The sequence below is a fragment of the Pseudomonas sp. BJa3 genome, assembly GCF_026343815.1.
In the GTDB taxonomy this organism is placed as follows: Bacteria; Pseudomonadota; Gammaproteobacteria; order Pseudomonadales; family Pseudomonadaceae; genus Aquipseudomonas; species Aquipseudomonas soli.
Genome location: NZ_JAOXMC010000027.1, coordinates 42,763 through 57,342, shown reverse-complemented (window position 1 = coordinate 57,342; position 14,580 = coordinate 42,763). Strand labels below are relative to the sequence as shown.

The window sequence follows — 14,580 nt, the reverse complement described above, 5'->3', positions numbered from 1 at the left end:
GCGTAGGGGCCGTATGAACGGAGCCGAACGGTTTTGCCTACTTTTGTCAAGACAAAAGTAGGTCGCCGTAAAGGCGAAAGGGTGACTAAATGTCGACATCTTCCACGAATGCGCCTACAAAAAACAAAACAATCGCCCCGAACCCGAACCCGAGCCCGAACCCGAACCCAAAGAAAAAAGGAACCGCAGCGCCAGGGGAGAACCAACGCCACGGTCCAAGGGGAAACCCCGTCACTGCTGGGTAACAGTCGCCATATTGGCATTCCCGAACTGCGTAATGGTGGCCGTCTGACTAGCCCCACTCTGGTCGACAAATGCCTGGTTCCCATTCCCCCCCTGGGTAACGTAGGCGAGATTGACCCCATCGGTCTGCTTGATGGTCGCCTCGTTGCCACTGCCATACAGTTGATAGGTGTAGCTCTGGTTACCGCTGCCCGATTGATCGAGGGTAATGCTGCCACCGTTGCCCGCCGCCAGGCCCTCGGCGTAGTTGGCGGTGCCGCGCTGGTCGGCGATGAGCAGGTTGTCGCTGCCGTTCTGCTCGAAGTACAGCTCGTTGTTGCTGTCGGCCTGGCGGGTCTCCATCTGGTTGCGGTTGCCATCCTGGTTCAGCCGGGCGATCTGGCTGTTGCCTTCCTGGGTGAGATTGACCCCGTTGCCATTGCCCGCCTGGTTGATCTGCGCCTGCTGACCAACACCGAACTGCCCGCCAGACTTCTCGCCCTTCCAGTTGCTGGCCATGATCTTGTTGGCGTTGCCCACCGTGCTGATGGTCAGGCTGTGGTTGTCACCGGTCTGGTAGGTGAAGTGCAGGTTGGTGTTGCCCACCTGGGAAATGCTGGTCACCGCCTGGTTGGTCTCGAACTGGTCCGACCAGCTGGCATTGCCGCGACCGGTCTGGCTCAGGCCCGCGCTGTTGGCCTGGCCGAAACTCTGGTCGATATAGCCTTCGTTGCTCTGGCCGTTCTGGTAGACACTGGCCTGGCTGGCGGCCTGGTTGTCTTGCCACACCTCCACCGAGTTGCCGGTGCCGTACTGGTTGATGCCGATGGTGCCGCCCAAACCGTCGCGCTGGTCACCGTAGGCCCAGTTCTGCCGGCCTTCCTGGTAGATGGCGATATCACCGTTCTGGTGGGTCATGTGCTCGGCGGCCGCCTGGTTGTCGCTGCCTCCCTGCATGATCACGCTCTTGTTGTTGCTGCCACCGAACAGTTGCTCGATCGTGGCGTCGTTGCCATGGCCGGACTGCAAGGTGGTGGCCTGGCTGCCGTATTGGGTGTCTTGCCAGATGACCGAACGGTTGCCGCTGCCTTGCTGGACCTGCAGGGCTTCGTTGTTCTCGCCCACCGACTGGCTGGCGAAGGCGTCGTTGAGGCTGCCGCCGGCCTGTTGGTTGATGTGGCTGCCGTTCTCGAACAACTGCTCGGCGTAGCCGGCGTTGAACGAACCGGTGGCGCTCTGCTGGATATGGCTGGTGCTGTTGTCCTGCAGCGCCATGTGGTTGTGGTCGTGGCCAGCCTGGGTCTGTGTGGCTGAGGCGAACGGCGCCTGGGTCTGCTTGACCTCGGCGATGTTCTGGTTGCCCTGTTGGGACTGGGTCGAAGTGCTGTCGTCGGCCATGGCCTGGCCGGCCAGGGCCAGGACGATGGCAGCGCTCAGGGGGGCTAGCTTGTGCATGGTATTGCCTCCAAATCTGACGATGAGGGCCTAGCGGTACTGGGTGATGTGAACCTGCTGGCCGTTGCCGGCCTGGGTCACGGCGCTGTTGAGCCCCGTGCCGCGCTGGTCGATGGTCGCGCTGTTGTAGTTGCCGATCTGCTCGATGGCGGCGCTGTTGCCGCTGCCGCTCTGGCGGATCGTCGCGTCGTTGCCCTGGCCCTGCTGGCTGATCGCGGCCGTCAGGTCGCTGCCTTCCTGCAGGATGTAAGCCTCCTGCGCGCCCCCGGCCTGGACGATGCGGCCCAGCAGGGCCTGGCCGTTCTGGTCGAGGGCGGCGCGGTTGCCGCTGCCCAGTTGCTCGATCACCGCGACCTGGCCGGCGCCGTTTGGCAGCAGGCGCAGCACCAGTGGCTCGCCCAGGTCGCTGCCGGCGGCGAGGTCGGCGTTGTCCATCAGGTCGTCGGCCCAGGCCTGGCCCCCGAGGGCCAGGCAAAGCAGCAGTGGAAACAGGGCGTTCATGGCATCCTCCCGGCGCTACTGCACGACCACGTTGGTGGTGCGAGTGGTGCCCTGGCTGCTGGTCACGGTCGCGGTTGGCGCGGCGGTCGGTATCAGCGTGGTGCTGTTGCTCACCGTCAGGCGCCAGCGGCCGGTGACCGGCACGGTGGTGGTACCCAGGGTCTGCACGCCGCTGGTGGTGGTCACCCGCACTGTGATGGTGTTACCGGTGGTCACCGAGGACGTGCCGCTGATGTCCCAGTTGAAGCGGTTGTTGGAGCGCGCCGTGACCGTCGCCGCGGTCACCGCGAAGGTCTCCTGGGCCGGTCGTGGCGATACCTGCACCGTGACCGTACCAGGCGTCGAGGTGGCGCCGATCGCGTCACGGGCGACGTAGGTGAAGGTGGTGGTAAACGCCGCGGTGACCGTCGCCGGTGGCGTGTAGGTGATCACGTTGCCGTCGGTGCTCACCGTACCGCGCCCGGCCGGGGTCGGCTGGGTGACGCTGGCGATGGTCAGTGGCAGGTTGCCTTCCGGGTCGGTGTCGTTGGCCAGGGCGTTGATGGTCAGGGGCACACCGAGGGTGGCGACGCTGTCGGCCACCGCGGTCGGTGGACGGTTCGGCGCGACGTTGACGGTTACGCTGGTGACCGGCGATTTCAAGCCCTTGGCATCCTGGGCGCGGTAGCTGAAGGTCGCCACCAGCGGGGAGGTGGCCCCGGCCGGTGGGGTATAGGTCACCGCCGTGGTGCCGTTCATCACCACGCCGCCCAGGCCGGTGCCCGGTTGGGTGAGGTCGGTGATGCTCAGCGGCAAGTTGCCGTCCGGGTCGCTGTCGTTGGCCAACAGATTGAGGGTGATCGGTATGCCGACACTGGTACTGGCGCTGTCGGCCTGGGCTACGGGGGCTTGGTTTTCGGCCTGTACCGGAGCATTGCCGACCACCACCACCGGCTCCACGTCGAAACCGCCGTGAGCCGACTTGACCGTGATGCTGGCAGGTGGCTGGGACAGGTCGTTGACCGTGAGACTTTGCTGGACTCCGGACTTGGACATCCGCCCGAAGCCCTGGACCAGCAAGTCCGGCACTGCGACTTCGTCGCTGGAACGGGCCTCGATCAGCAACTGCTTGGCGTTCCAGTCATAGCGCGCCGTGCCCACCTTGACCACATCGCTGAGCTTGCTTGACAGCGAAGTCGGTCGGGTAGTGCCGGCTGGGCTGCTGGCGGTGACCACCACCACCGAGGGGGGCACTGCCTGGCTCAGTTGCTGGCTGAAGAACAACCCGTTGTTGTCGGCGAGCATGCTGAACTGGCAGGGTGAAGGCGGCGAGCCAACCAGCGCCAGGCCGTTGCGCAGGCATAGGCTGGCGCTGTTCGGCGCCTTGGCAAAGACTTCGACGCGGGTGCCGGTGGCGTTGCGCTGATAGGTGGCGCGCTCCAGTGTTGCTGGAGTTTGCTGGCGTGGGTCGAGCACCTTGCCAGAGACGCTGAAGACGTTGGTCTGGATGGTGCCCGCCGGGCCCTGGATGCGCACGAAGTTGGTGTTGTTCGGGCTGCCCGTCACCGCTTCGGTGATGTTAGGGTCGCCGACGAAGGTCTCGCTGGCGCCGGTGTCCGGGTTGACTTCGGTGTAGGGGCCGCCGACACCGCGCAGGAACGGTCCGAGGTTACCGTTCAGCGCGCCGCTGAAGTTGCCGGGCGCACCGATGCCGATGTCGCGAGTGATATTGATCGCCCGCCGGCCTGCCGTGGTTACGTTGACCGTCTCCACGCCATAGGGGTGGGTGATGGTGTAGGTGCCGGCGCTCGGCACCGAGGCGCGGATGCGGATGCGAGCGAAGCTCTGCTGGTCGCCGTTGACCGGGTTTTCGGCGGCGAAGGCCGCTTCCAGGCCGGCGACGTAGACTTCCAGCTCGTAGCCGCTATTGCCTACCTGCGGAATCGAGGTCTCGGCCAGGAACCAGAACATCTCCGGTGGCCAGTTGTCCGGGAATACCAGCGGCAGGGCATCGTCATACACCCCTGGCTCGGGCAGCAAGGTGCACATGTAGGCCGGAGCGCCTGGAGCGCCCGGTGACCGGGTGCTGGTGGCGCGTGACTGGCACAACTCAAGTGCGAGGTTGTTGGTGTCCTTGTACCACATGGGGTAGCCCCCGGTGGCGAAGGTGTAGGGGCCGGGGTCGACCTCCGACAGCGCGGCCCAGGCCGCGCTGCTGAGGGTGAGAGTGAAACCTGCGGCGCAGAGCGCGCGACGCGACCAAGTATTCATGCTGCCTCCTTGAAGGCGTGTCCTGTTCATGGCACCAGCACCACGTCTTCGCTGTCGCTGCCGCCATGGGCGCTGGTGACTTGCACCGTCGCTGGGGGGATCGGTGACAGCCCAGTGGTCAGGGTCTTGACCGCGCCGTTGCCGCTCAGGCTGCCGATCAACGCACCGTTGCCGGTGTGGGCTGTGAGAGACGGCAGGCTGGTCTCGTCGCTGCTGCTGGCCACCAGGGTCAGTTGGCCGCTGCCCAGGCTGTATTCGGCGCGGCTGATGGTCACCAGGTCGGTCAGCGGCATCGGTGCGCTGGTCGGGGTGCTGGTGGCGATGGCCAGGCTGTTGTCGGCGGTTACCTGCAAGGTCAGCGGCAAGGTGGGGTTAAGTGGCGACTGGGCGTACCAGGCACCGGTGCCGTTGGCCTCGCCGAGGGCCAGGGTGGGGGTCTGGCTGGTCAGGGTGACCGTGGCGGGCGCCGGCGGCGCCATCACGAACACATCCTGCTGGGCGCGCAGGTCGCCATTCACGGTATGTCGCGAATAGGTGCTGCGCAGCGGGATCAGCGGCGTCGGGCGGTTGACCGTGGACAGCTTGCCGGAGATGGCGAACAGCTCGGTACGCAGGTCGATGCCATTGGGCCCTTCGATGCGCACGAAGTTGGTGTTGAACGGGCTGCCGGTGACCGGCTCTTCCAGATTCGGGTCGCCGATGAAGCGTTCGCTGGCGCCAGTGCCTGGGTTGGTTTCGGTATAGGGTCCGTTGACGCTGCGCAGGAACGGCCCGACGTCGCCCCTGAGTGCGCCGCTGTAGTCGCCTGGCGAGCCGATGCCGATGTCGCGCGTCATGTTGATCGCCCGGCGTCCGCCGGCAGCCACCTCGAACACATCGACACCGTAAGGGTGGGTGATGGTGTACGTACCGGCCACCGGCACATCGACGCGGATGCGCACCCGGGCAAAGCTGACCTGGTCGCCATCCACCGGTTCCTCGGCACTGAACGCGGCTTCGATGGCCGAACCGTAGCTCAGGTCGACGCCGCGGGCGGCATCGACGATGGCGGCGTCGGCAGTGAACCAGAACGCTTCGTCGGGGAAGTTGCTGGGGAAGACCACTGGCTGGGTGTCGTCGAACACGCCGGGCGTGGGCAGCAGCGTGCACATGTACGAGGGCGCGCCAGGAGTACCGGCAACCCGTGAACTCACCGCCTTGGACAGGCACAGGTCGAGCACCCGGCCGTGGCTGTCCTGGTACCAGGCAGGGAACTTGCCGGTGGGCAGGGTATAGGGGCCGGTGTCGACCGCATACAGCGCAGCCTGGGCCGGGAGCTGGAGCAGGCCGGCGAAGATCGCCACGGCCAGCGGGTGGGGTGTCGGTCGGTGCATGAGTTGCTTCCTCCTGCAAACGGGCCCATGGGTTGGGGCGTCTGGGGAGGAATCGGCAACTGTTGTGCCAAGTTTTTGCGGAGGGGCGTCCAGGGCCTTTGCGACGAGGGTTTCAACCTACCGGCAACGATCTGGCGAGGTAGCCATGGTGGGCGGGTGGCCCCAGCATTGGGGAATGGGGCGAGGCTCGGTGTCTGTCGTGGCTGATGACTGCCAGTCAATTCTGAAGCACACTGCCGAAAAATCCGATGCCCGTTGCCCCGCCTGAGCGAGGCACACCAGGAGCACGCAATGGCGCGACAACTTCCAACAACAACCGCCAATGACCCCTTGCAGCAATCTCGCCTGGTCCGCCTCAAGCTTGCCAGCGAAGGCGAACTGCCCTGCGGCATGCTGCGCGACGAGATCGACGCCTCCTGGCGGCGCAGCCTTGGCCATGGCCTGGACTGCCTGCAGGGCGAGCAGGTCGGGCTGGGTATTCGCCACGGCCTGGACCTGAACACGCTGCTGGAACACAACCGCCTGCTGATCGACGCGGCCACTCCCGAGCTAGACTACCTGATCAAGCGCCAAGGGAAGAACGGCATCGTCATCCTCGGTGACGCCCAGGCCAACGTGCTGACGATCGACGGGCAGAAACACGTCCTACAGCGCGAGGGCCTGCGCGATCTGCACCCCGGCAGTTGCTGGAGCGAGGCCCTGCGCGGCACCAATGCCATCGGCACGGCAGTGGTCGAGGGCTAGGCGACCCTGATCAACTGCGGCGAGCATTACCTGGACCGGCTCAGCCCGTTCTCCTGCACCTCGGTGCCGCTGCGTGATCCGCGTGGCGAAGTGATCGGCGTGCTCGACGTGACCCGTGAAGGGGTCATGGCCCAGCCCCAGGACAGCCTGTCCACGTTGCTGCTCGCCGCCGGCAATATCGAAGGCCGGTTGTTCGGGCTCTACCATCCCGAGCATCTGGTGCTGGCCTTCCACAGCCGCCCGCAATACCTGGCCAGCGCCTGGCAGGGTTTGCTGGCGCTGAGCCTGGAGGGCGAGGTGCTGGCAGCCAACGACAATGCCTGCCAACTGTTGCAGATGCCACGCCAGGCGCTGCTCGGGCGGCGCAGCAGCGACCTGTTGGGCGAGCGCTCGCCGGCGTTCATCGCGCGCCTGTGGCAGGGCGGTGTCAGCAGCGTGCAGACGGCTGCGGGCGAGTTCTTTTTCCGGGCGTTGCAACTGCCACGGCATGCTCGCATCAGTGGCCCGTCCCCGGTCGTCAAACCAGCAGCGCCGAAGGCCCAGGCACTGGAAGCGCTGGCCGGGGGCGATGCGCGCCTGGCGCGTGCCTTGCGCATGGCCCGCCAAGGCCTGGCGAACGGGCTGCCAGTGCTGCTGCTGGGCGAAACCGGCACCGGCAAGGAGGTGGTTGCCCGTGCCCTGCACCAGGCCGGTCCGCGTGCCGACAAGCCATTCGTGGCGGTCAACTGCGCGGCGATTCCCGAGGGGCTGATCGAGTCCGAGCTGTTCGGCTACCGCGACGGCGCCTTCACCGGCTCGCGCCGGGGCGGCATGGTCGGGCGGCTGATGCAGGCCCATGGCGGCACGCTGTTCCTCGACGAGATCGGCGACATGCCGCTGGCCCTGCAGGCGCGCCTGCTGCGTGTGCTGCAGGAGCGCCGCGTGGCGCCCCTTGGCGCCGGCGACGAGCAGGACATCGACGTGGCGCTGATCTGCGCCACCCATCGCGACCTCAAACGTCGAGTCGCCGACCAGCACTTCCGCGAAGACCTCTACTACCGGGTCAACGGCGTGTCCCTGCGCCTGCCGGCACTGCGCGAGCGCGACGACCTGGCAACGATCATCCAGGGCCTGCTGGACAAAGCCGGGGCCCGCGCTGTCAGCCTTGACCCGACACTGGTTGCGCTGCTGGAGAACTTCGACTGGCCGGGCAACATCCGCCAGCTGGAAATGGTGGTGCGCACCGCCCTGGCGATGCGCGAGGAGGGCGAGCAGGTGCTGACCCTCGATCACCTCACCGACTGCCTGCTCGATGAACTGGCCAGCGGCGCCGCGCCGTCCGGTAGCCTGCGCGACAACGAACTGGAACTGATTCGCGCTGCGCTGGCCCGGCATCAGGGCAATGTCTCGGCCGCGGCCGAGGCCCTGGGCATCAGCCGGGCGACGCTGTACCGCAAGCTCAAGCAGTTGCGTGGTTGAGCCATGGGCGGACTGTTTTCCCGATTGATCGAATCCAGCGACCCGCAGTTGATGCGCCAGGCCCTGGCGTGGCTCTACGGCTTCGTGCGCCCGCAGCGTGGCGCCATCGGCGTGCTCCTGGGGCTGTCCCTGGGCGCCTCGCTGCTGGCCCTGGCGCAACCCTGGCTGGTCAAGACGCTGATCGACGAGGGCCTGCTGGCCAAGGATTACCAGACCCTCTGGCACATGGCGGTGATCATGATCGTCGCCGGCCTGCTCGGCACCTTGCTGGCAGGGATCAACCGCTACCTGCACACGCGCCTGTCCGGGCGCATCCTGTTCGCCCTGCGCGACGACTTGTACCGTCATCTGCAACAACTTTCGCCGACCTTCTACGGGCGCCGGCGCACCGGTGACATCCTGTCGCGGCTCGATGGCGATGTCGCCGAGATCCAGCGCTTTGCCGTGGACTCGCTGTTCTCGGCGGTGTCGGCTCTGATCGGCCTGGTCGGCGCGGTGGCCTTGATGCTGATGCTGTCCTGGCAGCTGTCGCTGCTGCTGGCGTTGCTGATTCCGCTCGAAGTGCTGTGGCTGCGCTGGATGCGACGCAAGGTCGAGCGCGAGGTGCGCAGCCTGCGCGAACGCTCGGCGGACGTGTCGTCGTTCCTGGTCGAGACGCTGCCGGCGATGAAGTTCATCCAGGCCGCCGGCCAGCAGCGGCGTGAGGCCGAGCGCCTCGATCAGTTGGGGCAGGGCTACATGGGGCAACTGCTCAGGGTGCAGGTCACCGAGTTCTTTACCCAGGCGGTGCCCGGCACACTGACTTCCTGGTGCCGGGCCTGCGCATTCCTGGTCGGCGGCTGGTGGGTGATCCAGGGCACCTGGCAACTGGGCGCGCTGATCGCCTTTTCCACCTACATGGGTATGGCCGTCGGTCCGGTGCAGAGCCTGCTGGGCCTGTACGTCGCGGTGCAACGGATGGCCGTGAGCCTGGGACGGGTGATGGAGCTCAAGCGAGAAGCGCTCGCGGTGCGTGAGGTGGACGATCCCCGGCCCATGCCACAAGGGGCCGGGGAGTTGCGACTGGACGGCGTATCTTTCGCCCACGATGGGCGCCAGGGTATGGTGCTGGAGCAGGTGCAGGCCTGTCTGCCCGGCGGCGCCAAGATCGCCATCAGTGGCGCTTCCGGCGTCGGCAAGTCGACCCTGATCGACCTGCTGCAACGCTTCTACGACCCGGATGGCGGGCGCATCCTGCTCGACGGCGTCGACCTGCGCGAGCTTGACCTGCAGGCCCTGCGGCGGCGCATCGCGGTGGTCAGCCAGGACATCGTGCTGTTTCGCGGCACCCTGGCGCAGAACCTGGCCTACAGCACGCCCCAGGCCAGCCGTGAGGAGATCGAGCAGGTGGTGCGCCTGACCCGCCTGGACAGCCTGGTGCAGAGCCTGCCGCTGGGGCTCGATGGTCTGCTGGGCGAACGCGGCCAGCAGTTGTCCGGTGGCCAGAAGCAACGTATCGCCATCGCCCGGGCGCTGCTGCAGCAACCGGCGATCCTGGTGCTGGACGAGGCCACCTCGGCGGTGGACGAAGCCACCGAGCGTGAAGTGATAGCCGCCATCGACCAGCTGTTCGCCGGGCGTACGCGGATCCTGATCAGCCATCGTGCCTCGACCCTCGCCGATGCCGACTTGCACCTGGAACTGCGTGACGGGCAATTGCGCAGCAAGGAGCCCGCCGACCATGGCCGCTGACCCGTGTATTGGCGTGATCGACAGTGGCTGCTCGGCGCAGCAGGCCGATAGCCTGCTCGGCGCGCGGCGCTTCTGGCTTGAGGACGGCGTGTTGTGCGAGGGCGAGCCGCTGCCGGATGCCCTGGGCCACGGCAGCGCGGTGCTGGCGCGGCTGCGGGCCGAGTCCGGCGACCAGCCGGTGCTGCTGGCCCAGGTGTTCGCCGGGCAGGGCAGCACCAGCGCCTTGCAGGTGGCCGCTGGCCTGTTGTGGCTGGTGGAAGCGGGCGCGACCGTGGTCAACCTGAGCCTGGGCCTGCGCCAGGATCGCCCGGTGCTGCGCCTGGCCTGCGCCGAGGCCGTGGCCGCTGGCGTGCTGCTGTGCGCCTCCAGTCCGGCGCGGGGCGAGCCGGTGTATCCAGCCAGTTATCCCGAGGTTATTCGCGTCACTGGCGATGCCCGCTGCGCCGCTGGGCAATGGTCGTGGCTGGACACTCCTCAGGCCGACTTCGGCGCGGCGGTTGGCGCCGCCGGGGTGGCCGGCGCCAGTCTGGCCTGTGCCGCGTTCACTGGACGGGTGGCGGCCCTCCTGCGCGAGGAGCCCGGCATGACGCGGCAGGCACTGTTGCACTGGCTGGAGCAGCATGCGGCGTTCGTCGGCCCTGAGCGCAAGGAGTCGACCGATGTCTGAGCCGAGCATCCTGGTACTCGGTGCCGGACCTGCGGGGGCCACTACTGCCCTGGGGCTGCGGCGGATGGGCTACGCCGTCACCGTGGTGTCCGACTGGCGCCGTTTCGCCGCGGTGGAAGGTGTTTCGCAACGTGTGCTGGAGGGCTTGCGCCATGCGGGCCTGGGCGCTGCCCTGGCCGAAGCGACCACGCCGGCCACGCGGCAAGTGCACTGGAACGGCGAGCGGCTGCAACCGAACCAGGAGTGGCTGCTGGATCGCCAGCGCTTCGACCAGGCACTGCGTGATGACTTGAATCGTGCCGGTGTCGAGCTCGTCGAAGGGCGTGTGCGCGAGGTGGAACAGGGGCAGGGGTACCGGGTCCAGTTGGACGACGGGCGCGCCTTGCACGGCGATTTCCTGGTCGAGGCCCGTGGTCGTCAGGCCCCGTTGAGCGAAGGTCGCCTGCGCGGGCCGGAAACCGTCAGCCTGCTCAACCTCTGGCAAGCCGAGCCCGGCACGCCGGCCTCGGCAGTGGAGAGCCTGGACGACGGCTGGGCCTGGATGGCGCGGCTGGCCGATGGCCGCTGCTACTGGCAGGTGACGCTGGACGTGATGGCGGCGCGGCTGCCGGGCAAGACGGCGTTACCCGAATATTGTGCCGGGCGCCGCCGTGGCTCGGCACTGGTGGCGCAACTGTTTGGCGAGCAGGCCTTTGCCCCTGCCCAGGTGCATGCACGCAGCAGCACCGCGATTCTTGTCGGCAACTGCGCAGGTCCTGATTGGCTGCGGGTTGGCGATGCGGCGATGGCGGTCGATCCGTTGTCGGGCAATGGCATCTTCCAGTCCTTGTCCTCGGCGCTGCAGGCGCCCGTGGTGATCAATACCCTGCTGCAGCGGCCCGGGCAGGCGGCCTTGGCGCAGCGTTTCCATCAAACGCGGATCGAACAGCTGTTCCTGCGTTTCGCCCGGATCGGGCGCGACTTCTACGCCCAGGAAGCGCAGCGTGGCACGCAGCCGTTCTGGGCTCGCCGCCGAGGCTGGCCGGATGCGCAACCGCTGCACGCGGCGGCAAACTGGCAGGCGGTGCGGGTGGAGCGCCGCCCGGTGCTGCGCGATGGTTGGGTGGAGGAGGCCGAAGTGGTGGTGACGGCTGATCAGCCGCTGGGGGTGTGGCACCTGCAGGGTGTCGAGCTGGCGCCGGTGGTTCGCGGGTTGCAGGCTGGCATCGGCCTGGAGCGCCTGGTGACACAGGCGCACCAGCCGATGGTCGAGCGCTGGTTAGGCGAACAGGGCTTTTGATTTAGAAGAATGTCCCCACCACCAGTTGCAGGTAGGCCCCGCTATCCCGGCCACCCAACTGCACGCCGCCATCCTGCGCGCTGCGCTGCGGGGTGTAGAACCCCACCAGCGGGCTGATCAGCCAATGCTCGTCGACCATCCACTCCACATACAGGTCCACCTCGCGCCCACCCAGGTTGCCCTGGTCGGTGCTGAGCGGGTCGAAGTCGAAGTACAGCGCGCCCACGGTCAACCCCTCCCGTGGCGTGGCCTTGAGCGCCACATGGTGCACCTGGGTATTGCTGTTGAATGGCCCGGCGTAGTTGGCCGCCACCTCGCCCTGGAACCAGGTGCCATAGCCCCGGCTCAGGCCATAGAACAGCGGGTCGAAGTGCTCCGAGAAGCGGCTGTAGCGGTAGGTGGCGGTGGGCGACCAGGGCAGTCCGGAGAAGGTCCAGTTGCCCTCCAGGTACCAGGCATTCTCGCGCCCATCGGTGCGGTCCTGGCTGACATACTCGGCGGCCAGTTCGAGGTCTTTCACTCCCAGGTTGCCACGCCCGCGCAGGCTCACCGTGTCCATGCCGTCGCGGTGTTCCAGGCCAAGGATCTCGGCATAGCGGCGGTCGACATCCAGGCCGCGGATCCAGCTCAGGCCCAGGGTGCCCGCGTCGGCGACATGCTCGAGGTTGGCCACCGCCATGGAGGTGTCGGCCTGGAACGGGTTGTCGGACTTGAGCCACATCAGGTCGCCGCGCCAACCCTGCTTGCCGCCCAGACGCAACACGGCGGTGCGGTCGAACGCCTTGCGCGCCGCCAGGTAGTAGGCGCCGCCACGGTCGAAATCGGCGCCCAGGTCGACGTTGCCGGCATTAACCGGGTCGCCCTGGATCAGGAAACCGTCGCCGAGGGTGATGACCTGGCGCCCGCCGGAGAGATCGATGCCGTCTTCGCCAAGCGCCGGAAACAGGGTGCCCGAGCGCCATCCAAGGTAAGCGTCCTCGATGCCGGTGCGACGTTCGTCACCGAGCGTGAAACCCGCGGCGTCGCCATCGCCCCAGGTGGCCGAACTGAGCAGGCTGAAGGCGCCGTAAAGCGTGCCGTTGCCGGTCAGCGCCTGGCTGGCGCTCAGGCCGTATTTGACGTAGCCCTCGCGCCAGTTGCTGCTACCGGCCTGGCGGTTGCCGAACTGGTCGAAGCTTTCGTCGCTGTGGAACACGCCGAACAGCGCTTCGAGGTTGGCGTCCAGGGTGGTGCCGGCGTGGTTGTAGAGTTCTTGGGCCTGGGTGAGGGGAGAGGCCAGCAGCAGGGCCAACGTGCAGGCGAGCTTGTGCGTCATGGTGTGCTCCATGTTTTTGTTGTTTTCTGGTTTTTTCATTGCCTGGCCGGGTCACATCGCCGGTCAGGCGATGAGGCCGGCACAGGTGAATCAGAGCTTGATCAGCACCGACTTCAGCTCGGTGTAGTGCTCGATCGCCGCCGCGCCCATCTCGCGGCCGACGCCGGAGAGCTTGTAGCCACCGAACGGCAGCGCCGGGTCCAGCGCGCTGTGACAGTTCACCCACACCGACCCGGACTTGATCCGCGGAATCATCCGGTGCACCGCGGCCAGGTCGTTGGACCAGATGCTCGCGCCCAGACCGTAGGGGTTGTCGTTGGCCAGGCCCACCACCTCGTCGAGGTCGTCGAATGGCATGGCCACTAGCACCGGGCCGAAGATTTCCTCCTGCACCAGGCGGTGGCGCTGGTCGACATCGACGATCACCGTCGGCTTGACGAAGTAGCCCGGGCCGAAGCCTTCGCCGCCGCAGGCGATGGTCGCGCCCAACTCGCGACCCAGGTCAATGTAGCCGGTCACCCGCTCCTGCTGCCGGGCCGAGATCAGCGGGCCCATCTGCACGCTAGGGTCCAGGCCGCTGCCCAGTTTCATCGCATTGGCGATGCCGGCGATATCGGCCACCACGTTGTCGAAGTGCTTGCGCTGCACATACAGCCGGGAGCCGGCGCAGCACACCTGGCCCTGGTTGAAGAAGATCGCCGTGGCGGCTCCGGCGGCGGCCTCCTGCAGGTTGGCGTCGGGCAGGACGATGGTCGGCGACTTGCCGCCCAGTTCGAGGGTGACGCGGGTCATGTTGTCCATGGCGGCCTTGCCGATCAGCTTGCCGACTTCGGTGGAGCCGGTGAAGGTCAGCTTGTCCACGCCCGGGTGGCGGCTCAGCGCGGCACCGGCGTTCAGCCCGGTGCCGGTGATCACGTTGAACACGCCGTCCGGATAGCCGGCCTCGCTTACCAGTTCGGCGAGCTTGAGGGCGGTCAGCGGGGTTTCGTCGGCAGGCTTGAGCACCACCGTGCAGCCGGTGGCCAGGGCCGGGCCGAGCTTCCAGCAGGCCAGCAGCAGCGGGAAATTCCAGGCGACGATGGCACCGACCACGCCCACCGCCTCGCGGCGCACGAACGCGTGGAAGTCGTCATTGGGCATCAGCGGCAGCGACGGCTCGACCGTGCTGCCTTCGAGCTTGGTCGCCCACCCGGCCATGTAGCGCAGGAAGTCGATGGCCAGTTGCACGTCCATCACTTGGGCCACGGCGGCACTCTTGCCGTTGTTCAGGCATTCCAGCTCGGCCAGCTCCTGGGCATCGCGCTGCATCAGGTCGGCCAGGCGCCACAGCAGGTTCTGTCGCTCGCGCGGACGCATCCGGCTCCAGGCCGAGTGTTCGAACGCCTGGCGGGCGGCCTGCACGGCGCGGTCCACATCCTGTGCCTCGGCCGCGGGGACCTCGGCGAGGACCTCGCCACTGGCCGGGTTGCGTAAGGTCATGGTGCGGCCGCTGGCGGCGTCCTGCCAGTCGGCGCCAATGCGCATCTTCAGCTGGCGTGCGAGGAAGGCACGGGTGGCGGGCAGGATCGGCAGTTCGGAGTGCATG

Annotated in this window: 9 protein-coding genes and 1 pseudogene; 4 read left to right on the top strand and 6 right to left on the bottom strand. The window is 67.2% G+C overall.

The features are described from left to right. Positions 1 to 231 precede the first annotated feature (231 nt). From OH705_RS24885 to OH705_RS24870, 4 genes are read right to left on the bottom strand one after another with little or no spacing between them, the layout of a single operon-like run. On the bottom strand, positions 232 to 1,677 hold the full coding sequence (locus tag OH705_RS24885; RefSeq protein WP_094012551.1) for a curlin: 1,446 nt from the start codon (positions 1,675 to 1,677) through the stop codon (positions 232 to 234). 30 nt (positions 1,678 to 1,707) lie between these two features. After that, positions 1,708 to 2,178: a curlin gene (locus OH705_RS24880; RefSeq protein WP_094012550.1), complete on the bottom strand. Its 471-nt coding sequence runs from the start codon at positions 2,176 to 2,178 to the stop codon at positions 1,708 to 1,710. Between the two features lie 15 nt (positions 2,179 to 2,193). Next, complete coding sequence (locus OH705_RS24875; RefSeq protein WP_267303192.1) at positions 2,194 to 4,428, bottom strand: Ig-like domain-containing protein; 2,235 nt, start codon at positions 4,426 to 4,428, stop codon at positions 2,194 to 2,196. A 26-nt stretch (positions 4,429 to 4,454) separates the two neighbouring features. Continuing rightward, entirely contained in the window at positions 4,455 to 5,801 is a 1,347-nt protein-coding gene (locus OH705_RS24870) for a hypothetical protein (protein WP_267303191.1), read from the bottom strand. 291 nt (positions 5,802 to 6,092) lie between these two features. Here OH705_RS24870 and OH705_RS24865 point away from each other — a divergent pair. From OH705_RS24865 to OH705_RS24850, 4 genes and pseudogenes are all read left to right on the top strand, one after another. Continuing rightward, positions 6,093 to 8,003: pseudogene (locus tag OH705_RS24865) on the top strand (sigma-54-dependent Fis family transcriptional regulator). A gap of 3 nt (positions 8,004 to 8,006) precedes the next feature. After that, entirely contained in the window at positions 8,007 to 9,734 is a 1,728-nt protein-coding gene (locus OH705_RS24860) for an ABC transporter ATP-binding protein (RefSeq protein WP_104443755.1), read from the top strand. Next, a complete protein-coding gene (locus tag OH705_RS24855; RefSeq protein ID WP_160291202.1) occupies positions 9,724 to 10,401 on the top strand; it encodes a S8 family serine peptidase in 678 nt (225 codons plus the stop codon). Before OH705_RS24860 ends, OH705_RS24855 begins: the two co-directional genes overlap by 11 nt. Beyond that, complete coding sequence (locus tag OH705_RS24850; RefSeq protein ID WP_267303190.1) at positions 10,394 to 11,680, top strand: NAD(P)/FAD-dependent oxidoreductase; 1,287 nt, start codon at positions 10,394 to 10,396, stop codon at positions 11,678 to 11,680. The genes OH705_RS24855 and OH705_RS24850 overlap by 8 nt, the downstream gene beginning before the upstream one ends. Position 11,681: 1 nt before the next feature. Here OH705_RS24850 and OH705_RS24845 read toward each other — a convergent pair whose 3' ends face one another. Both OH705_RS24845 and OH705_RS24840 read right to left on the bottom strand, forming a co-directional pair. Then, positions 11,682 to 12,995, bottom strand: coding sequence for a hypothetical protein (locus OH705_RS24845; protein ID WP_267303189.1), 1,314 nt, complete (start codon positions 12,993 to 12,995; stop codon positions 11,682 to 11,684). Between the two features lie 90 nt (positions 12,996 to 13,085). Continuing rightward, positions 13,086 to 14,579 carry an aldehyde dehydrogenase family protein gene (locus OH705_RS24840; RefSeq protein WP_263157955.1) on the bottom strand — a complete coding sequence of 498 codons (1,494 nt, stop codon included), beginning with the start codon at positions 14,577 to 14,579 and terminating at the stop codon, positions 13,086 to 13,088. Position 14,580: the final 1 nt, after the last annotated feature.

Coding starts and splice junctions, on each gene's coding strand:
- OH705_RS24875 (WP_267303192.1), bottom strand. CDS start 4,428: ATGAATACTTGGTCGCGTCGCGCGCTCTGCGCCGCAGGTTTCACTCTC.
- OH705_RS24850 (WP_267303190.1), top strand. CDS start 10,394: ATGTCTGAGCCGAGCATCCTGGTACTCGGTGCCGGACCTGCGGGGGCC.
- OH705_RS24855 (WP_160291202.1), top strand. CDS start 9,724: ATGGCCGCTGACCCGTGTATTGGCGTGATCGACAGTGGCTGCTCGGCG.
- OH705_RS24845 (WP_267303189.1), bottom strand. CDS start 12,995: ATGACGCACAAGCTCGCCTGCACGTTGGCCCTGCTGCTGGCCTCTCCC.
- OH705_RS24860 (WP_104443755.1), top strand. CDS start 8,007: ATGGGCGGACTGTTTTCCCGATTGATCGAATCCAGCGACCCGCAGTTG.
- OH705_RS24870 (WP_267303191.1), bottom strand. CDS start 5,801: ATGCACCGACCGACACCCCACCCGCTGGCCGTGGCGATCTTCGCCGGC.
- OH705_RS24880 (WP_094012550.1), bottom strand. CDS start 2,178: ATGAACGCCCTGTTTCCACTGCTGCTTTGCCTGGCCCTCGGGGGCCAG.
- OH705_RS24885 (WP_094012551.1), bottom strand. CDS start 1,677: ATGCACAAGCTAGCCCCCCTGAGCGCTGCCATCGTCCTGGCCCTGGCC.
- OH705_RS24840 (WP_263157955.1), bottom strand. CDS start 14,579: ATGCACTCCGAACTGCCGATCCTGCCCGCCACCCGTGCCTTCCTCGCA.